This window comes from Kitasatospora sp. NPDC034035 (assembly GCF_055575755.1).
Genome location: NZ_JBVISA010000009.1, coordinates 87,329 through 105,551 on the forward strand (window position 1 = coordinate 87,329; position 18,223 = coordinate 105,551).

Sequence of the window (18,223 nt, forward strand, 5' to 3'; positions counted from 1 at the left end):
ACCGGGGCCGCGGGCTACCGGGCCACCGGGCCGTTGGTGAACCAGGCCTGGTTGGGCCTGTTATTGCCCGGCCACTGGATCACCGGCGTCCCGTCCGCCGGACTCCCGCCGTACAGGTCGAGCCAGAGGCCGCTGTTCACGTTCGGGTAGTCGTGGGGGAAGCCGGTGCCCAGGGTCTCGTCGCGCCAGCCCTGGTTGGACCCCCCGTTACAGCTCCACTGGTCGATCGGGGTGCCCACGGTGGTGCTGTACCCGGGGACCTCCAGGCACTTGCCGCTGTGGACGTTGATGATCGTTGAGCCCGGTCCGCTCGTCCACTGCTGATTGGCCCCGCCGGTGCAGGTCCACTGGCGGACCGGGGCACCGTCGTCGGTGCGCCAGTCGGCCACCTCCAGACACTTGCCCGTGGCGACGTTGCTGATCCGGTACTGCCCGGCCTGGCTCGCCGAGGCCGACGGGGCGGCGAGTACGGTCGCGGCGGCGGTGGCGAGCCCGACGGCGGCGGCAACGAGCACGCGGCGGGCTGCGGCGGGCGGGACGGGTCTGCGGTGCCGGACACGTGACGACGTGGTCATGGATTCCCCCTGGGAGCGTGGTCATGGGACGACGTGCGTCGAAACCCTATTCGGTGACGTACCGGTTCCGGACGCGAACCGTGGTCACGGGTTCGCCTGGGAGGTGGCCATGGATGCCTGCCATCGGATGTGTCCGATGGCAGGCTGACGACGGGCGGGCGAGTGGTGCTGCTCTCCGGTGGCCGCCGGCCGGCCGGGGGATCAGCTGTACGGGTCCTTCTCGGGGTTGTAGTGCCAGAACTGGTTGGCGCCGGCGAGGTACTCCCACTGGATCACCGGGGTGCCGTCGGTCAGTGCGCCGCCGGCGACGTCGAGGACGAGGCCGCTGTGGGCGTTCACGATGCGGCGCGGGGTGCCGGGGTGGCTGGCGGGCGGGTCGCTCCACTGCTGGTTGGAGCCGCCGTTGCAGGTCCACTGGTCGGCCTGGGTGCCCCAGGCGGTGCTGTAGCCGGGGATCTCCAGGCACTTGCCGCTGTGCAGGTTGATCCAGCCGTTGGCGGTCTGGGTCCACTTCTGGTTGTCGCCGCCGGTGCAGGTCCAGATCCGGACCGGGGCGCCGTCGTCGGTGCGCCAGTCGGCGACCTCCAGGCAGAGGTCGTTCGTCCCGGCGTACATGCCGGTGCGGATCTCGGCAGGGCCGAAGTCGGTGGTGGCGGTGGTGGCGGCGGCGGGCGCTGCGGGCGCCGCCGGGGCGGTGAAGGCCACGGCGGCGGTGGCGAGGACGGTACTTGCGGCGACGAGCCGCGTGCGGCACAACATCGGTCGACCTCCGGTGGTGCGGTTCGGCGGTGGTGCGGTCCGGCGCGACCCGGCGAGGAAACCCGGCAGGCGTTGCCGGGAGTCCCGGGCCGCGGCGGCCTGTTCGACCGCCGAGAGTTCGAGGAGGTTGTGCGGAGCACCCGGATGGCGGAGAAAGTCGTGCGGGCAGTCGGCCGGGGGTCGGCGGTGCGGGCGGGGAACTCCTTCAGGAACTCGCCGTCATGTCCGATTCCACGGCGGTCGCGGTTCTGCCGGTGGAATGCCGTTCGGCCTGGCGCAGCGCCCCGGCGCTCAGCAGCAGGGCGAAGACGAGGGCAGTGACCAGTCCGAAGGAGACGGTCAGCGAGGTGGCCTCGGCGAGGGTGCCGATGACGGCGGGGGCGATCAGGCCGGAGGTGTAGGTGACGGTGGCGACGCCCGCGATGGCCTGGCTGGCGTTGGTGCCGATCCGGCCGGCGGCGGCGAAGGCGAGCGGGACGATGACGGCGATGCCGATGCCGATGAGGGCGAAGCCGGGGATGGCCAGCACTGGGCTGTCGGCGGCGACCACCAGCAGGCCGCCGACGGTGGCGACGGCGCCGCCGATCCGGGTGGCGCGGACGGCGCCGAGGCGGCGGATCGCGGCGTCCCCGGCGAGGCGGCTGACCGCCATGGTGAGCGAGAAGGCGGTGTACGAGGCGGCGGCGACAGTGGCCGAGGCGCCGGTGACGTCCCGCAGGTAGACGCCGCTCCAGTCCATCGAGGCGCCCTCGGCGAAGACCGCGCAGAAGCCGACCAGCCCGATCACCAGCGAGCTGCGCGGTGGCAGCGCGAACCTCGGCGGCTCCTCCGCGCCCTCGTGCGCCCGCAGGTCGGGCAGGCGGCGGCAGACCGGCTGGGCGAGGGCGAGCAGGACCAGTGCGGTGACGGCCAGCTGCAGCCGGGCGTCGAGGTCGAGGTGGGCGGCGAGGATGCCGAAGCCGGAGGCCAGCAGGCCGCCGGCGCTCCACATCCCGTGCAGTCCGGACATGATCGAGCGGCCGAGCCGCTCCTCGATCTCCACGCCCTGCGCGTTCATCGCGACGTCCGCCATGCCGGCCGTGGCCCCGTACGCCAGCAGTGCCACGCACAGCACCGGCAGCGAGGGGGCGAGCGCGGGCAGGGCGAGGGCCAGGCACCAGAGCGCGATCAGGCCGCGCACCGCCGCCCGGCCGCCGTAGCGGTGGACGAAGCGGCCGGCCAGCGGCATGGCGAGGGAGGAGCCGATGGCGGGCATGACCAGGGCCAGGCCGAGCTGTCCGGTGGACAGGTCGAGGCGGTCCTGGATCCACGGGATGCGGGTGACGAAGCTGCCGCTGACGGCGCCGTGCACGCCGAAGACCAGGGCGATGCTCGCCCGCGCCCGGCGCGGGGCGGCCAGCGGTTCCGGCCGTGGGTCCGGCGGGGGTGCGGTGGTGCGGTTCATCGGCGTTCCCTCCCGGTCGCGCGGTGCGGGGCGCGACAGTGCCCTGTGGGTGGCCTTGCTGACAGTCAAACGCAGGTACAGCCGGCCGGTCGACGATTCGATAAACTATCAGGAAGGGACCCTGATAGAAACACTCTGGAAGGATGAGCGGCCATGACCACCGCGCGTACGGCCACGCCGAGCACTGCCCGGGCGATCAACGACCGGCTGGCACTCAACCTCCTGCTCGAGCAGGGCCCCCTGACCGCGACCGAGCTGCGCGACCTCACCGGCCTCTCCCGGCCGACCGTCGCCGACCTGCTCGAACGCCTCCAGCGCACCGGCCTGGTGGCGGTCGTCGGCGAACGCGGCGAACAGCGGCGCGGCCCCAACGCCCGGGTCTACGCACTGGTCGCCTCCCGGGCGCACATCGCCGCCTTCGACGTCCGCTCCGGCGGTGTCAGCCTGGTCGTCGCCGACCTCGCCGGGCACGTCCTCGCCACCGCCGAGATCCCGGTCGACGGCGACGGCGGGCCCGACACCGCCGCGGCGATCACCGCCACCCTGCTGGAGACCGCGCGCGGCGCCGGCGTCGAGCGGCTGCACACCGTCGCGGTCGGCGCCCCCGGACTGGTCGACCCCGCCACCGGGCGGCTGCAGAGCACCGGCAAACTCCCCACCTGGCACGCCGAACTCCTCGCCGCACTGGAGGAGTTGCCCGGCACCGAGGTGATCCTGGAGAACGAGGTCAACCTCGCCGGGCGGGCCGAGTACCGGGTCGGTGCCGCGCGCGACCGCGACACCTTCGTGCTGATGTGGCTCGGCCACAGCGTCGGCGCCGCCGTCATCCTGGACGGGCGGCTGCGCCGCGGCTTCTCCGGCGGCACCGGCGAGATCTGCTTCCTGCCCGTCCCCGGGACCGCCGGGCCGCCCAGCGCCGACAGCTGCGAAGGCGGCTTCCACGGCCTGGTCGGCAGCGCGGCGATCTGCGACCTGGCCCGCGCCCACGGGCTGCCCGCCGACCCGGCCGGGGACGCCTCCGCCGCCGAGGCCGTCGTCCGCGCGGCGGTGGCAGCGGTGGCGGCCGTGGCGGCGGTGACAGAGGTGGCGGCGCCGACGGCGGGCACGGGCCAGGCGGGCGAGGCGGGCGGGCGCTTCCTGGACGAGCTGGCCGCGCGGATCGCCCTCGGCGCGGCGAGCGTGTGCGTCGTGCTCGACCCCGGCTGCGTGGTGCTCGGCGGGGAGATCGGCCGGGCCGGCGGCGCCGAGCTGGCCGGCCGGGTCGAGCGGCGGCTGGCCCGGCTCTCCCCGCTGAGTACCGAGGTGCGGGCCGGTACGGCGGGTGGCGGCGCGGTGCTCGCCGGTGCGGTGCTGACCGCCGGGGACGCGGTGCGGCGGGACCTCTTCGGCGAGCCGTAGCGGCCCCTGGTTTCGAGCGGTAGCAGCCCCTGACTTGCCCGTTGCCGTACCCGGTACGGCAGGATGGCGGACGGGGGCGCGTTCCGCCACGACCCTTGTTCCTCGAACCACCGTCAGGAGTCGCTCATGGGCCAGCCCGAGGTGCCGGCGAACCCGTACCGCATCGGCGAGGCGGCGGCGCTGCTCGGCGTCAGCGCCGACACCATGCGGCGCTGGGTGGACGCCGGGCGGCTTGCCGCCGCGCGCGACGAGCACGGGCACCGGATCATCCCCGGCGCCGAGCTCGCCGCCTTCGCCCGCGAGCTGGCCCGGCCGGAGAACGCCGAGGCCGAGGGCCGCCCGTCCTCGGCCCGCAACCGCTTCCCGGGGATCGTCACCCACGTGGTGCTCGGCGACGTGGCCGCGCAGGTGGAGATCCAGGCCGGGCCGTTCCGGGTGGTGTCGCTGATCAGCCGGGAGTCGGCGGAGGAGCTGAACCTGGTGCCCGGCGCACCCGCCACGGCGGTCATCAAGTCCACCAATGTGATGATCGAGCGGCGCTGACGCCCCACCGACGAGTCCCGGACGTCGAACCGACCGAGAGGCCCGGATGCCACCCCCGCACCTGCCGACCACCCAGAGCGCCGTGCTCGCGATCCAGACCGTGGCGGACCGGCACGGCCGGACCGTCCGCGCCCGGCACGACATCGGCCGCGACCAGACCTTCGCCGGCCTGGTCGGGCCGCCCGGGCCAGTCGGCTCGGGCAGCTCCGGCGGCTCGGGCGGCGAGTTCGACGGGATTCCGCACGAGGCGCTGCTGGAGTTCGACGGCCGCCCCCGTGTCGCCGTCCGGCTGTTCACCCACGACGAGGTCACGGTGACCGTCGAGGGCATCGCCTTCGACGTCGAGCGCGACCGCGTCCCGGGCTTCCTGGACGCGGTCTGGACCGACCTCGTGCACGTCAGGGCGCGCGCCTTCCCGCCGTCCACCACGCTGATCGTCACTGTCCCCGGGGAGCCGAGTCACCGCGAGGACGTCGGCGTCCACAACCTCACCCCCTGGCTCGCGGAGAGGATCCGATGACCACCGACCGCAGCCCCCGGGTACTGGCCGTCGCCCACCGCGGCGACCCGTACCGCCACCGCGAGAACACCCTGCCCTCGATCGAATCCGCGCTGGCCGCCGGCGCCGACGCCGTCGAGGTGGACATCCGGCTCACCCGCGACAGGGTGCCCGTCCTCCTGCACGACCGCACCCTGGAACGGCTCTGGAACGACCCGCGGTCGATCGACCGGGTCACCACCGAGCAGCTGGACGAGCTGCGGCACGGCCGGCTCGCCATCCCCACGCTCGCCGAGGCGATCAAGGCGGTGACCGCCACCGAGGGCCGCCGACTGCTGATCGACCTGGACGACCCCGGGCCGGCCGCCGCCACCTGGTCCGTGGTCACCGGACTCGGCGCCGAACGGCAGGTCGCCTTCTGCGGCCCGGTCACCGCCATGCTCGCGGTGCGCGAACTGACCCCCGACGCCGAGATCGCGCTCACCTGGAAACAGCCGCGGATGCCCGTCCGCACCCTGCTGGACGACCTGCGCCCGCGCTACCTCAACCCGCCGTTCGGCCTCGTCACCCCCGAGTTCGCCGCCGCCGCGACCGACGCCGGACTCGCCGTCTCCACCTGGACCGCCGACCTGCGCCGCACCATGCGCCGACTGCGGGACACCGGGGTGGCCTCCATCACCACCAACCGGATCGGCGTACTGCGCTCGGTGCTGGACGGCCGCCGGTGACCGAACCCGGGCAGGTGCTCGGCACCCGGGAGCTGGGCCGCGCCCTGCTGGCCCGTCAGCACCTGCTCGCCCGCACCGACCTGGAACCCGCCGCGATGGTCCACCACCTCGCCGGCCTCCAGGCCCAGGCCGCACCCCAGCCGCCCTACCTCGGGCTGCTCGCCCGACTCGACGGCTTCACACCCGAGCCGCTGAGCACGCTGATCGAACAGCGGTCGGTGGTCCGGATCGCCCTCCAGCGCGGCACCATCCACCTGGTCACCGCCGACGACTGCCTGACGCTGCGCCCGCTGCTCCAGCCCGTCCTGGACCAGGGGCTGCGCACCACCTTCGGCAAGGGGCTCGCCGGGCTCGACCCGGACGCGCTCGCCGCCGAGGCCCGGGAGCTGGTCGAGGAGCAGCCGCGCACCTTCCAACAGCTGGGCGCGCTACTCGCCGCCACCCGCCCGGACCGCGACCCGGCCGTGCTCGCCCAGGCGGCCCGCTGCCTGCTGCCGCTCGTCCAGGTGCCGCCGCGCGGCCTGTGGGGGCGCGGCGGCCCGGCCGCGCACACCACCGCCGAAGCCTGGCTCGGCCGCCCGCTCGACCCGGCGCCCGTGCTCGACGACCTCGTCCTGCGCTACCTCGCCGCGTTCGGCCCGGCCACCGCGGCCGACCTGAAGAAGTGGTCGGGCCGCACCGGACTCTCCCCGGTGCTGGCACGGCTCGCGCCGCGGCTGGTGACCTTCCGCGACGAGCAGGGCCGGCTGCTGTACGACCTGCCGGAGGCGCCCCGGCCGGACGCGGACACCCCGGCGCCGGTGCGGCTGGTCGCGCCGTTCGACAATCTGCTGCTGTCGCACGCGGACCGCACCCGGGTGCTGCCCGAGGAGTACCGGGGGCGGGTCATGACGCAGAACGGGATCGTGCTCGGGACGCTGCTGGTGGACGGGATGGTCGCCGGGTCCTGGCGGCTGACGGGTGAGCAGGAGGTCGTCGTGCAGCCGTTCGTGGCGCTGCGGCGGGCCGACCGGCAGGCGGCGCAGGCCGAGGCGGAGCGGGTGCTGGCCTTCGCGGGCGCGGGCGGTGCGGTTCTGATCGAGGACCCCGAATAGCGATACAACGGGCAGATCGTCACATTCTCTGCTGAGCTGGGTCGGTTCGGACCCAACGACGATCCCCGGCGGAGGTGGCCGTGTCCGTGGAGCGCCCGCCCGGCAGGCAGCCCGACCACCGCAGGCCCTACCTGATGCTGCCGCCCGCGCTGCGACAGGCGGCGGCCTGGGCGATGGCGGTGATCCTGCTCATCGCGGTCGCCTCGCTGGTGGTCTTCGCGCTGGTCGAACTGCGGGCCGCCACCGTGCCGTTCGTCCTGGCGCTGCTCGGAGCCTCACTGCTTTACCCGGTGGTGCCCTGGCTGGTCGGGCGGGGCGTGAGTCGGGGCCTCGCCGCCGGGCTGACCTGCATGGTGCTGGTCGTGGCGGTCGGCGGGGTCCTCGCGCTGCTGGTCAACTCCCTGGTGCACAGTGCCCCGCAGATCGCCACCTCGCTGCCGCAGGCCGGGCACCGGCTGGCCGAGTGGCTCGGCCCGTTCGGGGAGAAGATCCAGCACGCCCTGAACAACGCCAAGGGCGAGACCAACTCGCTGGTCTCGACGCTGACGAACGGTGTGCTCTCCGGGCTCGGCCTGCTCACCCAACTGATCACCGGCGGGGTGCTGGCGCTCGCCCTGGTCTTCTTCTTCCTCCGCGACGGCCACCGCACCGCCGACGCCATCCGCTCCTACCTGCCCGGACCCGGCGCCGAGACCGTGGTCGCCTGCGCAGAGCGGGCCTTCGACGCGATGGCCGGCTTCATGCGTGGCACCACCCTGATCGCCCTGATCGACGCGGGCTTCATCACCATCGGCCTGGTCGCCCTCGGCGTGCCCGGCGCCCCCGGCCTCGGCGCGCTGGTCTTCATGGGGGCCTACATCCCCTTCGTCGGCGCCTTCCTGTCCGGCACGGTCGCCGTCCTGGTCGCCCTCGCCGACGGGGGCCTCGGCACGGCCCTGTGGGCCCTCGGCGTGGTGCTCGCCGTGCAGATGATCGAGGGCAACATCCTCCAGCCCGTCATCCAGAGCCGGACCGTCGAGCTGCACCCGGCCACCATCATGGTCGCCGTGGTGGCCGGCTCCGGCATCGCGGGCATCATCGGCGCCCTGCTCGCCGTCCCGGTCTGCGCGGCGGCGACGGGTGTCATCTCGGTCCTGCGCGGCGTCCCGGGGCGGGCGGGCGGCGGGGGGTGAGAAGCCGGTTGCCAGGCCTGCGGTCCCTGTGTGAACATCACTAATGCGACGGCAGTCGCGATAGTGCCGGGAGGGGTGCGGATGGAACTGTTCGAGGTGGCCGAAGCGGGGGCCGGGCCGTACGGGGTGGCCGTGGGGGCGGACGGGAGCGTCTGGTTCACGCTGGTGCATGCCGGGGAGATCGGGCGGTTGGCGGCGGACGGGGCGGTCCGGCGGTACGGGCTCGGGGCGCCCGGGTGCGGGCCGGCGGTGATCACGGCCGGCCCCGACGGGGCGATGTGGTTCAGCCGGATGCGGGACCACCGGATCGGGCGGATCGACGGGGACGGGACGGCGGGCTCGTTCGCGCTGCCGGGCGAGAACGCCGGACCGTACGGGATCGCCGCCGGGCCGGACGGGGCGGTGTGGTTCACCGAGATGCACGCGAACCGGATCGGGCGGAGCACGCCGGACGGGGAGGTGACGGAGTACCCGCTGCCGGTCGCCGGGGCGTTTCCGTCGCTGATCACGGCCGGGCCGGACGGCGCCCTGTGGTGCACGCTCAACCAGGCGGACGCGGTGGCGAGGGTCGGTACGGACGGGCAGGTGACCGTCCACCGGCTGCCCACCGGGGGCACCGCACCGGTCGGGATCACCGCCGGGGCGGACGGCGCGCTCTGGTACGTCGGCATCGGCGGCGGGCTGGTCGGGCGGATCACCGTGGACGGCGAGGTGACGGAGTACCCGCTGGCCGACCGGGCCGCCAAGCCGCACGCCATCGCGGCGGGGCCGGACGGCCGGCTCTGGTTCACCGAGTGGGGCGCGGGACGGATCGGGGTGCTCACCCCGGACGGGCGGCTGGACGGCCACCCGATCCCGGGCGAGGGCGCCGAGCCACACGGCATCGCCGTCGCCCCGGACGGCACGGTGTACGCGGCGCTGGAGCGCGGCGAGATCCTCCGCCTGGCCCCGGCCCGGGGCTGAGGCCCGCACCCGCCTCAGCGGCGCAGCAGTTCCTCCAGGTCGGCGAGGAGGCCGAGGGCGGCGGCGCGGTCGGGGACCGGCTGCGGGGCGGGGGCGCGGTCGGCGATCACCCGGAGGGCGGCGGCGGCCTGGCGGGCGAACATGGCCAGCAGGTCCAGTTCGGGCAGGCTCGCGCGGGCCTGCGGGGCCGGGTCCAGGACCTCCAGGACGCCGAGCACCCGGTTGCCGTGGGTGAGCGGCGCGGCCATCAGGGCATTCGGGACGTACGCGGTGGACTGGGCGAAGTCCCGGTCGAAGGTGCGGTTCGCGCCCAGGTCGTCGACCACCATCGGCTCGCCGGAGGCGGCGACCCAGCCGGCGATGCCCCGGCCGGCCGGGAAACGGCGGCCGACCAGGGACTCCTCGCCGCGCCCCGAGACGGCCTGGAACACCAGCTCCCCGGCCGTCTCGTCGAGCAGGCAGACCGAGCCCGCCTGGGCGCCGAAGATCGCCCGGGCGACGTCCACCACCGACTGCAGCAGCTCGCGGGCCAGCGGATCGACGGCGGGGTCAGTGCTGAGGGTCATCGGGCGCCTCCGGGGTGGGGGTGGTCGGGACCTGGACGTTGGCCGCGGTGAGGTAGAGCGCGCTCTTCAGCTGGAAGGTGGTCAGCCTCGGCCGCCGGGACAGGATGCGGGCGCAGAGCCCGGCCACGTACGGCGTGGCGAAGCTGTTGCCGGTGGTGCGGATGGTGGCGCCGCCGAGCCAGGGCACCCGGACGTTCTGGCCGGGGGCGAAGAACTCGACCGGCGGCGCCGGGTTGTACAGGTGCAGGGCCGGGTCGTCCTCCTGGTGGCTGCCCACCGAGATGACCGAGGAGAACCGCCAGGGGTAGCTCTCCACCGGGGTGTTGTGGGCGGAGGCGACGATCGCGGTGCGGGCGAAGAAGGCGTCGTCGGCGATCGCGTGCAGCTCCTCCAGGAAGCGGGTCCGGGTGGTGGAGAGGCTGAGGTTGACGACGTCGAAGCCCTGCCGGACGGCCCAGCGCAGTCCGGCGATCAGCATGTCGCCGGTGCCGGTGAAGCGCTCGCCGAGCACCCGGACGCTGTACAGCTCGCAGTCCGGGGCGGTGCGGCGGATGATGCCGGCGCAGGCGGTGCCGTGGCCGCAGGTGTCGCCGGCGGTGTCCGGGCGGACGGTCAGCTCCCGGGTGACCGGGTCCTTGACGACTGCCCAGGAGCCCTGCAGCGGGCCGACCAGCGGGTGGTCCGGCTCGACGCCGGAGTCGACCACACAGACCCGCACGCCCTTGCCGGTGGAGTTGCCGCCGTTGCCGCCGTCACTGCCGATGGTGTCGTCGGTGTCGTCGGTGAGGCGGTCGGCGAGCACCGGCAGGTCGGCGGGGGCGCGGTCGCGCAGGCTCCAGGTGAGGCCGGCCGGGCCGTTCACCGGGTGCCCCCGAGCCGCTCGGCCCGCCGTACGCCGGGCAGGTGGCCCTTGGCGGCGAACCGGTCCCGGGCGGTGGCGGCGGCCGCGGCGGCCTCGGCGGAGCGGCCGAGCAGCAGCAGGGCGTGCGCGCGGTCGAGCGCGGTGAGCGCCTGGAGCAGCAGCGACTCGGTGGCCTCGGCGGCGCGCAGGGCGGCCGCGGTGAGGTCCAGCGCCGGCTGGGCCTCGCCCCGGGTGGCGGCGAGCCGGCCGCGCAGCGCGTCCAGCTCGATGGCGAGCACCGGCGCCAGTGCGGCGGTGGCGTCCGCGCCGTCCAGGTGGCGGGCGGCCTGGGCCGGGCGGTCGATGTCCAGCAGGACCCGGGCGGTGGCGAGGGCGAGGCGCGGCAGCGGGGCGGCGGTGCCCTGACGGCGGGCGATCTCGGCGGCGTCGGCCAGCAGGTCCAGGGCCTGGCCGGACTGGCCGGTGGCGGCCGCGGCCTGGGCGGTCAGCGCGGGCAGCGCGACCATCGCCTCGGCCAGCGACAGCTCCCCGGCCAGGCCGTTGGCCTCGGCGAGCAGCAGCTCGGCCTCCGCGGGGCGGTCGCGCAGGGCCAGCAGGACGGCCAGCGGGCCGTTCAGCGCGACCCGGACGGTTCGTCGGCCGGTGCCGTGCTCGGCGAGCAGGGCCCGCAGCCGGAAGGTGGCGTTCGGGACGGGCTCGGGGCCGGTCAGCAGCGCGGCGGCCAGCGCGGCCAGCACGGCGGCCCGGTCCAGCTCGGCGTCGGTGCGGGAGACCTGGTCGAGTGCCTGGTCCAGCAGCTGCCCGGCCTCGGTGTGCCGGCCCGCCAGCAGGTGCTCCTCGGCCAGCCGCAGCCGGGCGCGGGCCTGGCCGAGGTCATCCCCGGTGTCGCTGAACAGCGGCAGCACGGCGCGGGCGGTGGCGGCGGGCTGGTCCTGGCCGGGCGGCAGGCCCCGGGCGGCCAGGGCGAGCCGGGCGTGCGCGGCGTCCAGCGGGTCGGCGGCCGCGTCGCGCACCTGGGCGAGGACGGGCAGCGCCTCGTCGGCGCGACCGAGTGCGAGGCGGGCCTCGCCGAGGCGGCGCAGGACGGGGCCGGCGGCGCGCTCGTTCGGGTAGTGCAGCCGGACGGCCCGCTCCAGCAGGTCGGTGGCGGCGGGCAGGTCGGCGCGGGCCAGGGCGCCCGCCCCGGCGGCGCCGAGGGCGGCGGCCGCGCGGGTGCGCAGGGTGTCGGTGCGGGCGTCCAGCAGGCCGAGTTCCAGCCGGTAGCGGTGGGCGCGTTCCAGGTGGCCGCCGACGGCGGCGTCCCCGGCGGAGCGGACGGCCGGCAGGTCGGCGGCGCGCTCGTGGCGCTCGGCGCGGGCCCGCTTGGACATCGACTGGTAGACCGACTCCTGGACCAGGCCGCTGCTGAACCGGTAGCCGGTGCCGGTCGGTTCGACCAGGCGGCGCTCGGCCAGCCGGGCCAGCGCGGCGTGCAGCCGGGGTGGGGTGTCGTCGCCGTCGGCCGGCGGGCCGACCGGCAGGCCGTCGATCGGGCCGGTGAAGACATCGTCCTCGGGGTCGGCGAAAGCGTCCTGGTCGGTGCCGCCGTGGGCGAGTTCGGCCAGCTCGGCGGCGGTGAAGGCGCGGCCGAGCACGGCGGCGAGGTCCAGCGTGGCACGCTCGTCGCGCTCCAGCCCGTCGATCTGGGCACTGAGCAACGCCCTTCCGGCGGGCGGGAGTTCGTCGACCAGGGTGGGCCCCTCGGCCTCGGTGAGGGCGGCCAGCAGCTCCTCCAGGTGCAGCGGGTTGCCCTCGGCGCGCTCCAGTAGCCGGGTGGGCACCGCCTCCTGGTGGGCACTCAGCTCGGTCAACTGCGCTGCCAGCAGCGCGGATTCGTCCCAGGACAGGCCGCCGACCGGCAGCGTCGGCACCTCCGGCCGGACGGCCGGGAGCTCGGGGCGGGCCAGGCACAGCAGCAGCACGGGGGCCGAACCGAGCGCGGCGGTCAGCCGCTCGGCGGCGTCCAGCAGCGCCGGACCGGCCCACTGGCAGTCGTCCAGGACGAGGACGGCGGGGCGCTCCACGGTGCGTCCGCGCAGGATCGCGGCCAGCAGCTCCAGCGACTGCCGGGCGCCGACACCCGGCGCGGTCGCCTCGTCCAGCCGGGCCAGCGCCTCGGCCGGAGCGGCGCCCTCCGGCTCGTCCAGCAGGGTGCGGACGGCCTCGGCGAGCGGCGCCAGTACGCCCTGCTCGCCGAAACTGCGGCAGCGGGCGGTGCCGCAGCGCGCGGTACGCCGGCCCACCCGCTCGCGCCACTCGCGCACCAGACGGGTCTTGCCGATCCCGGCCTCGCCCGCCACCAGCAGCAGCTCGGCACCCGAGCCACCCGCCACCCGGGCCAATGCGGCGTCCAGCTCGGCCAGTTCACGCTCCCGGCCGACCAGCGGGACGTCGAAACGGCGCAGCAGCTCCGGGTCGTCCTCGTCCAGGCCGACCAGCCGGTAGGCGGTGACCGGCTCGGCCTTGCCCTTGAGCCGCAGCGGGCCGACCTCGTCCACCTGGGCGGCCGGGCCGGCCGCGCGCAGCGTCTGCGGGCCGATCAGCACCTGGCCGGGGGAGGCCTGGGTCTGCAGCCGGGCGGCGATGTTCACGGTCTCGCCGGAGATCAGCGCCTGACGCGCCGAGGCGTCCGAACCCGCCACCACCTGACCGGTGTTGACGCCGATCCGGACGTCCAGCCGGACCCCGAGGGTGGCGTCCAGCTCGGTGTTGAGATCCTCCAGGTCCTCCAGCATGGCGAGCGCGGCGGCCAGCGCCCGGTGGGCGTCGTCCTCGCGGATCACCGGGACGCCGAAGACGGCCATCACGGCGTCGCCGATGAACTTCTCCAGGGTGCCGCCGTGCGCCTCGATCTGTCGGTGCATCCGCTCGAAGTAGCGCAGGATCACCTCGCGCAGCGTCTCCGGATCGAGCGCGCCGGACAGGGCGGTGGAGTCGACCAGGTCGCAGAAGACCACCGTGACCAGCTTGCGCTCCTCGGCGACCAGGTCGAGGGCGGCGGCCCGCGGTGTGCCGCAGGAGGGGCAGAACTGGTCGTTCGTGGCGACGAGTTGGGCGCAGAGTGGGCAGGGCATGGGGCCGTCCTTCGGTCGTCCTCCGCTGTGCGGGGCGTACGGGGCGCGGGCGATGCGGGTGTTCGCGGCCGTGCGAGGCGTTCGGGCGTGCCGGGTCAGGGTTGCGGGGGCGGCTTCGGGCCCGGTTCGGGACCGCCTGGCGACCGGTATGGCCGCAGGCGGGGCGGGGTTCGGCGGGGTCGGGCCGGGCCCCGTGGCGTGGGGCGGCGTCGTCGGTGGCATCCAAGACCTGCGGGCATACCGGTGCCCAACCGGCTCCGAAGCCGGGCGCAGCCGGCCCCGCCCACCATGTGGTCGGCACGGCGGGCAGCCGCCCGTCGCCACCGTAACGGCTTACCTGTGGAAGGGAGTTCGACCATGGCTGAGAACATCGACCAGAACGTCGACCAGAACATCGGCGAGAACGGCGAGGAGACCCCGGAGGTCGAGGCGCACGCCGCCAACGTCCTGGACCTGCAGTCGATGAAGGTCCTCGCCGAGTCCTCGGACGGCAACTGCTTCAGCCTGATCAGCTACGTCGGCGGCGCCGAGACCTCTGCCTGACCGGCACCGGTCGCCGGCCGTAGCGCAAGGCTTCCGGGGCGGTCCCGTCGACACGGGGCCGCCCCGGCCCGATCTGCCACCACCCCCACCCCGGAGGACGGCCATGGAGCCCACCCCGCTCGCCCGCAACCGGGACTTCCGGCTGCTCTGGGTCGGCGGCCTGCTGGCCTCGCTCGGCTCCCAACTCGCATCGATCGCCCTGCCGTTGCTGGTCCTGCGGGAGACCGGATCGGCCGCCCGAGCGGGCGCCATCGGCACCGTCTCGGTCGGCGCGCTGCTGCTCACCATGCTGCCCGGCGGTGTGCTCGCCGACCGGATCGAGCGGCGCCGGCTGATGCGGATCTGCGACGTCGGCAGCCTGCTCGCGGTCAGCGCCCTGGTCGTCGCCGTGCTGCGGGGGCACGCCCCGCTGGTGCTGGTCCTGCCGGTCGCCGCCGCCGGGGCACTGATCTCCAGCGTCTACGGGCCCTCCGCCGGCGCCCTGCTGCGCGCCGTGGTGCCGCGCGAGCAGGCCCGGGAGGCCTCCTCGCGGATGCAGGCCCGCGGCGCCGCGGCCCGGCTGATCGGACCGCTCGGCGGCGGCGCGCTGTTCGCCTGGCACCCGGTGCTGCCGTTCCTCGCCGAGGGCATCGGACTGCTGCTGTCCACGATCTGCGTGGCACTGATGCGGACCCGCTCGATGCCCGCCGAGAAGAGCGGATCGGTGTTCAGCAAGCAGGAGTTGACCGCCGGGCTGGCCTTCATCTGGCAGCAGCCCTACCTGCGGACCCTGCTGCTGATCTTCGGCCTGGGGATGAACTTCGCGTTCAGTGCGCTGATGTTCGCGACCCTGGCCGTCGCCTCCGACGGCGGACACTCCGGGGTCGGCGGCGGCACGGTCGTCTCCTGCACCGCCGCCGGGGCCCTGGCGGGTGCGCTGCTCGCCCCCCGGCTCGGCGCCCGGGCGCGCGACGGCAGCCTGGTGGCGCTCGCCTGCTGGACGTCCGCGCTGACGGCCGGGGTGCTGACCGTGACCAGGGTGCCGCTGCTGATCGGGCTGCTCTGCGCGGCCTGCATGTGCCTGTCCACCGTCGCCAGCATCGGCTTCGTCTCCGGCATGCTGCTCGCCGCGCCGCCGGACCGCATCGGCCGGGTGCAGAGCGCCGCCGGCTTCCTGTCCACCCTGATCCAGCCGTTCGGCCCGCTGGTGGGCGGCATCCTGCTCGGCTCCCTCGGCGGCACCCGGACTTTCGGCCTGCTGGCGATCGCCATCGCGGTCTGCGCGGCCGTGGTCACCTGGGCGCCGCCGGTACGGCGCGGGCCGGTGCCGATCCCCGCCGTCTGACCCATCCCCGGACCCCGTCCCCAGGCCCGCCCGGAACCGGAAGAGGAGGCGCGCCATGGCCGGCGCCCACGAGACCCAGCTGTACTGCCTCGCCGACCCGACGTACTACGACACCCCCGGGCGGCTGCGTGACCGGGCGAGCCGCTACCCGCTGGGGCTCGGCGAGCCGCCCGACGGCTGGCGGCGCGAGCAGCGCGGACTGTGGACGGTGCTGCGGCCCGACGGTGTCCGGCTGCCGGGGCAGGGCTGGAAGCTGCACGTGTCGGCGGTGGAGGGCGGCGCCGAGGGCACACTGGCCGTCGTCGCGCGGATCTGCCGGACGCACCGGGTGGCGTTCAAGTTCCTGCGCAGCGCGGCGGCGTTGCGGGTGGCGAACGGCAAGTTCACCGGGCGCGGCAGCGGCGGCAAGTTCATCACCGTCTACCCGGAATCCGATGAGCAATTCGCGCGGCTGGCAGCGGAGTTGGCGGAAGAACTGGAGGGGCGCCCCGGGCCGTACGTGCTGACCGACCTGCGGATCGGCACCGCCCCGGTGTACGCACGCTACGGCGCGTTCGTCGAACTGTGGTGCCAGGACGAGACCGGCCGGCCGGTGCCCGCGCTGCGCGACCCCGCCGGGGAACTGGTGCCGGACTCGCGGGAGCCGGTGTTCCGGCTGCCGGAGTGGGTCGAGCCGCCCGAGCTGCTGCGCCCGCACCTGGCCGCGCGGGACGCGGCCGCCGGGGACCTGCCGTACCGGATCCTCGAGGTGCTGCAGTTCTCCGGCGCCGGCGGGATCTACCTGGCCGAGCGCCCGGGCACCGGGGAGCGGGTGGTGCTGCGCGAGGCCCGCCCGTACGCCGGACTGGACGCCGCCGGTGCGGACGCGCCGACCCGGCTGCGGCGCGAGCAGTGGGCGCTGGAACGGCTGGCCGGGCTGGACTGCGTGCCCCGGCTGCACGAGGTGCGGACGGTGTGGGAGCACACCTTCCTGGTGCAGGAGCACATCGAGGGCGTCCAGCTGTTCACCGAGGCGATCCGGCGCTATCCGCTGGTGCACCAGAACTGCACGGCCGAGCAGCGCGCCGAGTACGCGCACTGGGTCGGCGGGGTGGTCGCCGCGCTGGAGAGGGCGCTCGGCGCGCTGCACGGGCGAGGCGTGCGGTTCGGGGACCTGCACCCGGCCAATGTGATGCTCCGGCCGGACGGTTCGGTGGTGCTGGTGGACTTCGAGTACGCGGCGGAGCTGGACGACCGGCGGGTGCCGACGGCGGGCGCGGCCGGGCTGCGGATCCCGCCGGGCCTCGACGGCGCCGAGGCGGACCGGTTCATGCTGTGGGCGACCTGGCTGATGCTGCTGATGCCGGTGCTGGAGCTGGCCGACCGCGACCCGGGGAAGCTCGCGGCGCTGGAACGGCGGGCGCGGGAGTGGTTCGGACTCGGGCCGGAGGAGGGGCCGGTGCGGCCAGGAACAGGAACAGGGGCAGGGGCAGCGGCAGGGGCGCGGACGGCGTTGACGGCGTGCACGGAGTCGGCGAGCGAGCGGCGGGGCCGTGAGCTGCTGGACGGCCCCTCCTGGACCCCGGCGCGGCGCGAGCTGATCGCGGGCATCCACGCGGGAGCCACCCCGGACCGGCCGGACCGGCTCTTCCCCGGGGACGTGGCCGGGTTCGCCGACGGCGGTACGGGCGTCGCCCACGGCGCCGCCGGGGTGCTGTACGCGCTGCACCGCGCGGGCGCCGACTGGCCGCAGGAGTACGCGGACTGGCTGGTCGCCGCGCTGCGCCGGCGCGGAGCGCGGCCGGGCACGGCCGGGCTGTACGACGGCCCGCTCGGCGTCGCGGTCGTGCTGGCCCGGGTGGGGCGGCCGGAGGCGGCGCAGGAACTGGTCGCCCGGGCGCGCACGGCCCGTCCGGCGCGCCAGGCCGGCCTGTTCGGCGGCCGGGCCGGCGCCGCGCTCGCCCGGCTACGGCTGGCGGAGGCACTGGACAGCCGGCGGGAGGCGGCGGACGCGCTGGCCGACGCCTGCGAGCTGGCGGCGGTGGTCCGGGGCGAGACGGTGGACGGGCTGGACGCGCCCCCGGCGGCCGGGCTGCTGTACGGGCTGGCGGGCATCGCGCTGCTGCAGCTGCGGTTGTACCGCCGCACCGGTGAGCCGTGGCTGCTGGACTCGGCGCGCCTCGCGCTGGAACGGGCGACGGCGCAGTGCGTCCGGGTGCCGGACGGGTCGCTGCAGGTGCTGGAGGCCGGACGGCGGCTGGCGTACCTGGACCGGGGGAGCAGCGGGATCGCCCTGGTGCTGCGGGAGTACCTGGAGGCGGCCGAACTGCCCGGCGGGGAGGCGTTCCTGGCGGACGTCCGGAAGGTCTGCGCGCCCGGGTTCATCCGGGAGCCCGGGCTGTTCCGGGGGCGGGCCGGGCTGACGCTGGCGCTGGACCGGCTGGGCGGGACGCCGGAGGCCGTGGCCGGGCAGGTGGCGCGTCTGCAGTGGCACCTGGCGGCACGGCCCGAGGGGCTGCTGGTGCCGGGGATGCGGCTGCGGCGCTTCTCGGCGGACCTGCACACGGGGGCGGCGGGCGTGCTGCTGGGGTTGTGGGGGCTGGAGGAGGAGCGCGGGGACGTGCTGGACCTGCTGACGCTGGGGTGATCAGGATGTTGACG

General features: G+C 75.5%; 16 protein-coding genes. 10 read left to right on the forward strand and 6 right to left on the reverse strand.

The genetic code is table 11. The annotated features are described in order from the left end of the window. Positions 1 to 14: 14 nt before the first annotated feature. The 3 genes from ACZ52J_RS15085 to ACZ52J_RS15095 all read right to left on the reverse strand — a co-directional run bounded on the left by ACZ52J_RS15085 (position 15) and on the right by ACZ52J_RS15095 (position 2,778). The gene (locus ACZ52J_RS15085) at positions 15 to 575 is read right to left on the reverse strand and encodes an RICIN domain-containing protein (protein WP_465618890.1); all 561 of its coding nucleotides are present in this window, start codon (positions 573 to 575) and stop codon (positions 15 to 17) included. Positions 576 to 776: 201 nt separating this feature from the next. Further along, a complete protein-coding gene (locus ACZ52J_RS15090) occupies positions 777 to 1,334 on the reverse strand; it encodes an RICIN domain-containing protein (RefSeq protein ID WP_465618892.1) in 558 nt (185 codons plus the stop codon). Between the two features lie 205 nt (positions 1,335 to 1,539). Continuing rightward, a complete protein-coding gene (locus tag ACZ52J_RS15095) occupies positions 1,540 to 2,778 on the reverse strand; it encodes an MFS transporter (protein WP_465618894.1) in 1,239 nt (412 codons plus the stop codon). Positions 2,779 to 2,931: 153 nt separating this feature from the next. Here ACZ52J_RS15095 and ACZ52J_RS15100 point away from each other — a divergent pair, with 153 nt between their 5' ends. The 7 genes from ACZ52J_RS15100 to ACZ52J_RS15130 all read left to right on the forward strand — a co-directional run bounded on the left by ACZ52J_RS15100 (position 2,932) and on the right by ACZ52J_RS15130 (position 9,175). Continuing rightward, complete coding sequence (locus ACZ52J_RS15100) at positions 2,932 to 4,176, forward strand: ROK family transcriptional regulator (protein WP_465618896.1); 1,245 nt, start codon at positions 2,932 to 2,934, stop codon at positions 4,174 to 4,176. A 126-nt stretch (positions 4,177 to 4,302) separates the two neighbouring features. Next, positions 4,303 to 4,719, forward strand: coding sequence for a TOBE domain-containing protein (locus ACZ52J_RS15105; protein ID WP_360502987.1), 417 nt, complete (start codon positions 4,303 to 4,305; stop codon positions 4,717 to 4,719). 46 nt (positions 4,720 to 4,765) lie between these two features. Then, entirely contained in the window at positions 4,766 to 5,239 is a 474-nt protein-coding gene (locus tag ACZ52J_RS15110) for a hypothetical protein (RefSeq protein ID WP_465618899.1), read from the forward strand. Next, complete coding sequence (locus ACZ52J_RS15115) at positions 5,236 to 5,946, forward strand: glycerophosphodiester phosphodiesterase (RefSeq protein ID WP_465618901.1); 711 nt, start codon at positions 5,236 to 5,238, stop codon at positions 5,944 to 5,946. The genes ACZ52J_RS15110 and ACZ52J_RS15115 overlap by 4 nt, the downstream gene beginning before the upstream one ends. Continuing rightward, positions 5,943 to 7,040: a winged helix DNA-binding domain-containing protein gene (locus ACZ52J_RS15120; RefSeq protein WP_465618903.1), complete on the forward strand. Its 1,098-nt coding sequence runs from the start codon at positions 5,943 to 5,945 to the stop codon at positions 7,038 to 7,040. The genes ACZ52J_RS15115 and ACZ52J_RS15120 overlap by 4 nt, the downstream gene beginning before the upstream one ends. 80 nt (positions 7,041 to 7,120) lie before the next feature. Continuing rightward, a complete protein-coding gene (locus tag ACZ52J_RS15125) occupies positions 7,121 to 8,212 on the forward strand; it encodes an AI-2E family transporter (protein WP_465618905.1) in 1,092 nt (363 codons plus the stop codon). A gap of 81 nt (positions 8,213 to 8,293) precedes the next feature. Continuing rightward, positions 8,294 to 9,175, forward strand: coding sequence for a Vgb family protein (locus tag ACZ52J_RS15130; RefSeq protein ID WP_465618907.1), 882 nt, complete (start codon positions 8,294 to 8,296; stop codon positions 9,173 to 9,175). A gap of 14 nt (positions 9,176 to 9,189) precedes the next feature. Here the strand turns inward: ACZ52J_RS15130 and ACZ52J_RS15135 are convergent, their stop codons facing one another. The 3 genes from ACZ52J_RS15135 to ACZ52J_RS15145 are packed head-to-tail and all read right to left on the reverse strand — an operon-like array spanning position 9,190 to position 13,716. Next, positions 9,190 to 9,741: a GAF domain-containing protein gene (locus ACZ52J_RS15135; protein ID WP_465618909.1), complete on the reverse strand. Its 552-nt coding sequence runs from the start codon at positions 9,739 to 9,741 to the stop codon at positions 9,190 to 9,192. After that, positions 9,725 to 10,603 carry a S8 family peptidase gene (locus tag ACZ52J_RS15140; RefSeq protein ID WP_465618911.1) on the reverse strand — a complete coding sequence of 293 codons (879 nt, stop codon included), beginning with the start codon at positions 10,601 to 10,603 and terminating at the stop codon, positions 9,725 to 9,727. The genes ACZ52J_RS15135 and ACZ52J_RS15140 overlap by 17 nt, the downstream gene beginning before the upstream one ends. Continuing rightward, positions 10,600 to 13,716: an adenylate/guanylate cyclase domain-containing protein gene (locus tag ACZ52J_RS15145; protein WP_465618913.1), complete on the reverse strand. Its 3,117-nt coding sequence runs from the start codon at positions 13,714 to 13,716 to the stop codon at positions 10,600 to 10,602. The genes ACZ52J_RS15140 and ACZ52J_RS15145 overlap by 4 nt, the downstream gene beginning before the upstream one ends. Positions 13,717 to 14,073: 357 nt before the next feature. Between ACZ52J_RS15145 and ACZ52J_RS15150 the strand changes: the two genes are divergently transcribed. From ACZ52J_RS15150 to lanKC, 3 genes are all read left to right on the forward strand, one after another. Beyond that, complete coding sequence (locus tag ACZ52J_RS15150; RefSeq protein ID WP_360503011.1) at positions 14,074 to 14,259, forward strand: hypothetical protein; 186 nt, start codon at positions 14,074 to 14,076, stop codon at positions 14,257 to 14,259. Between the two features lie 103 nt (positions 14,260 to 14,362). Continuing rightward, positions 14,363 to 15,583, forward strand: coding sequence for an MFS transporter (locus tag ACZ52J_RS15155; protein WP_465618915.1), 1,221 nt, complete (start codon positions 14,363 to 14,365; stop codon positions 15,581 to 15,583). A 55-nt stretch (positions 15,584 to 15,638) separates the two neighbouring features. Continuing rightward, positions 15,639 to 18,209 (forward strand): class III lanthionine synthetase LanKC, encoded by a 2,571-nt coding sequence (gene lanKC / locus ACZ52J_RS15160; RefSeq protein ID WP_465618917.1) that lies wholly within the window; start codon positions 15,639 to 15,641, stop codon positions 18,207 to 18,209. Positions 18,210 to 18,223: the final 14 nt, after the last annotated feature.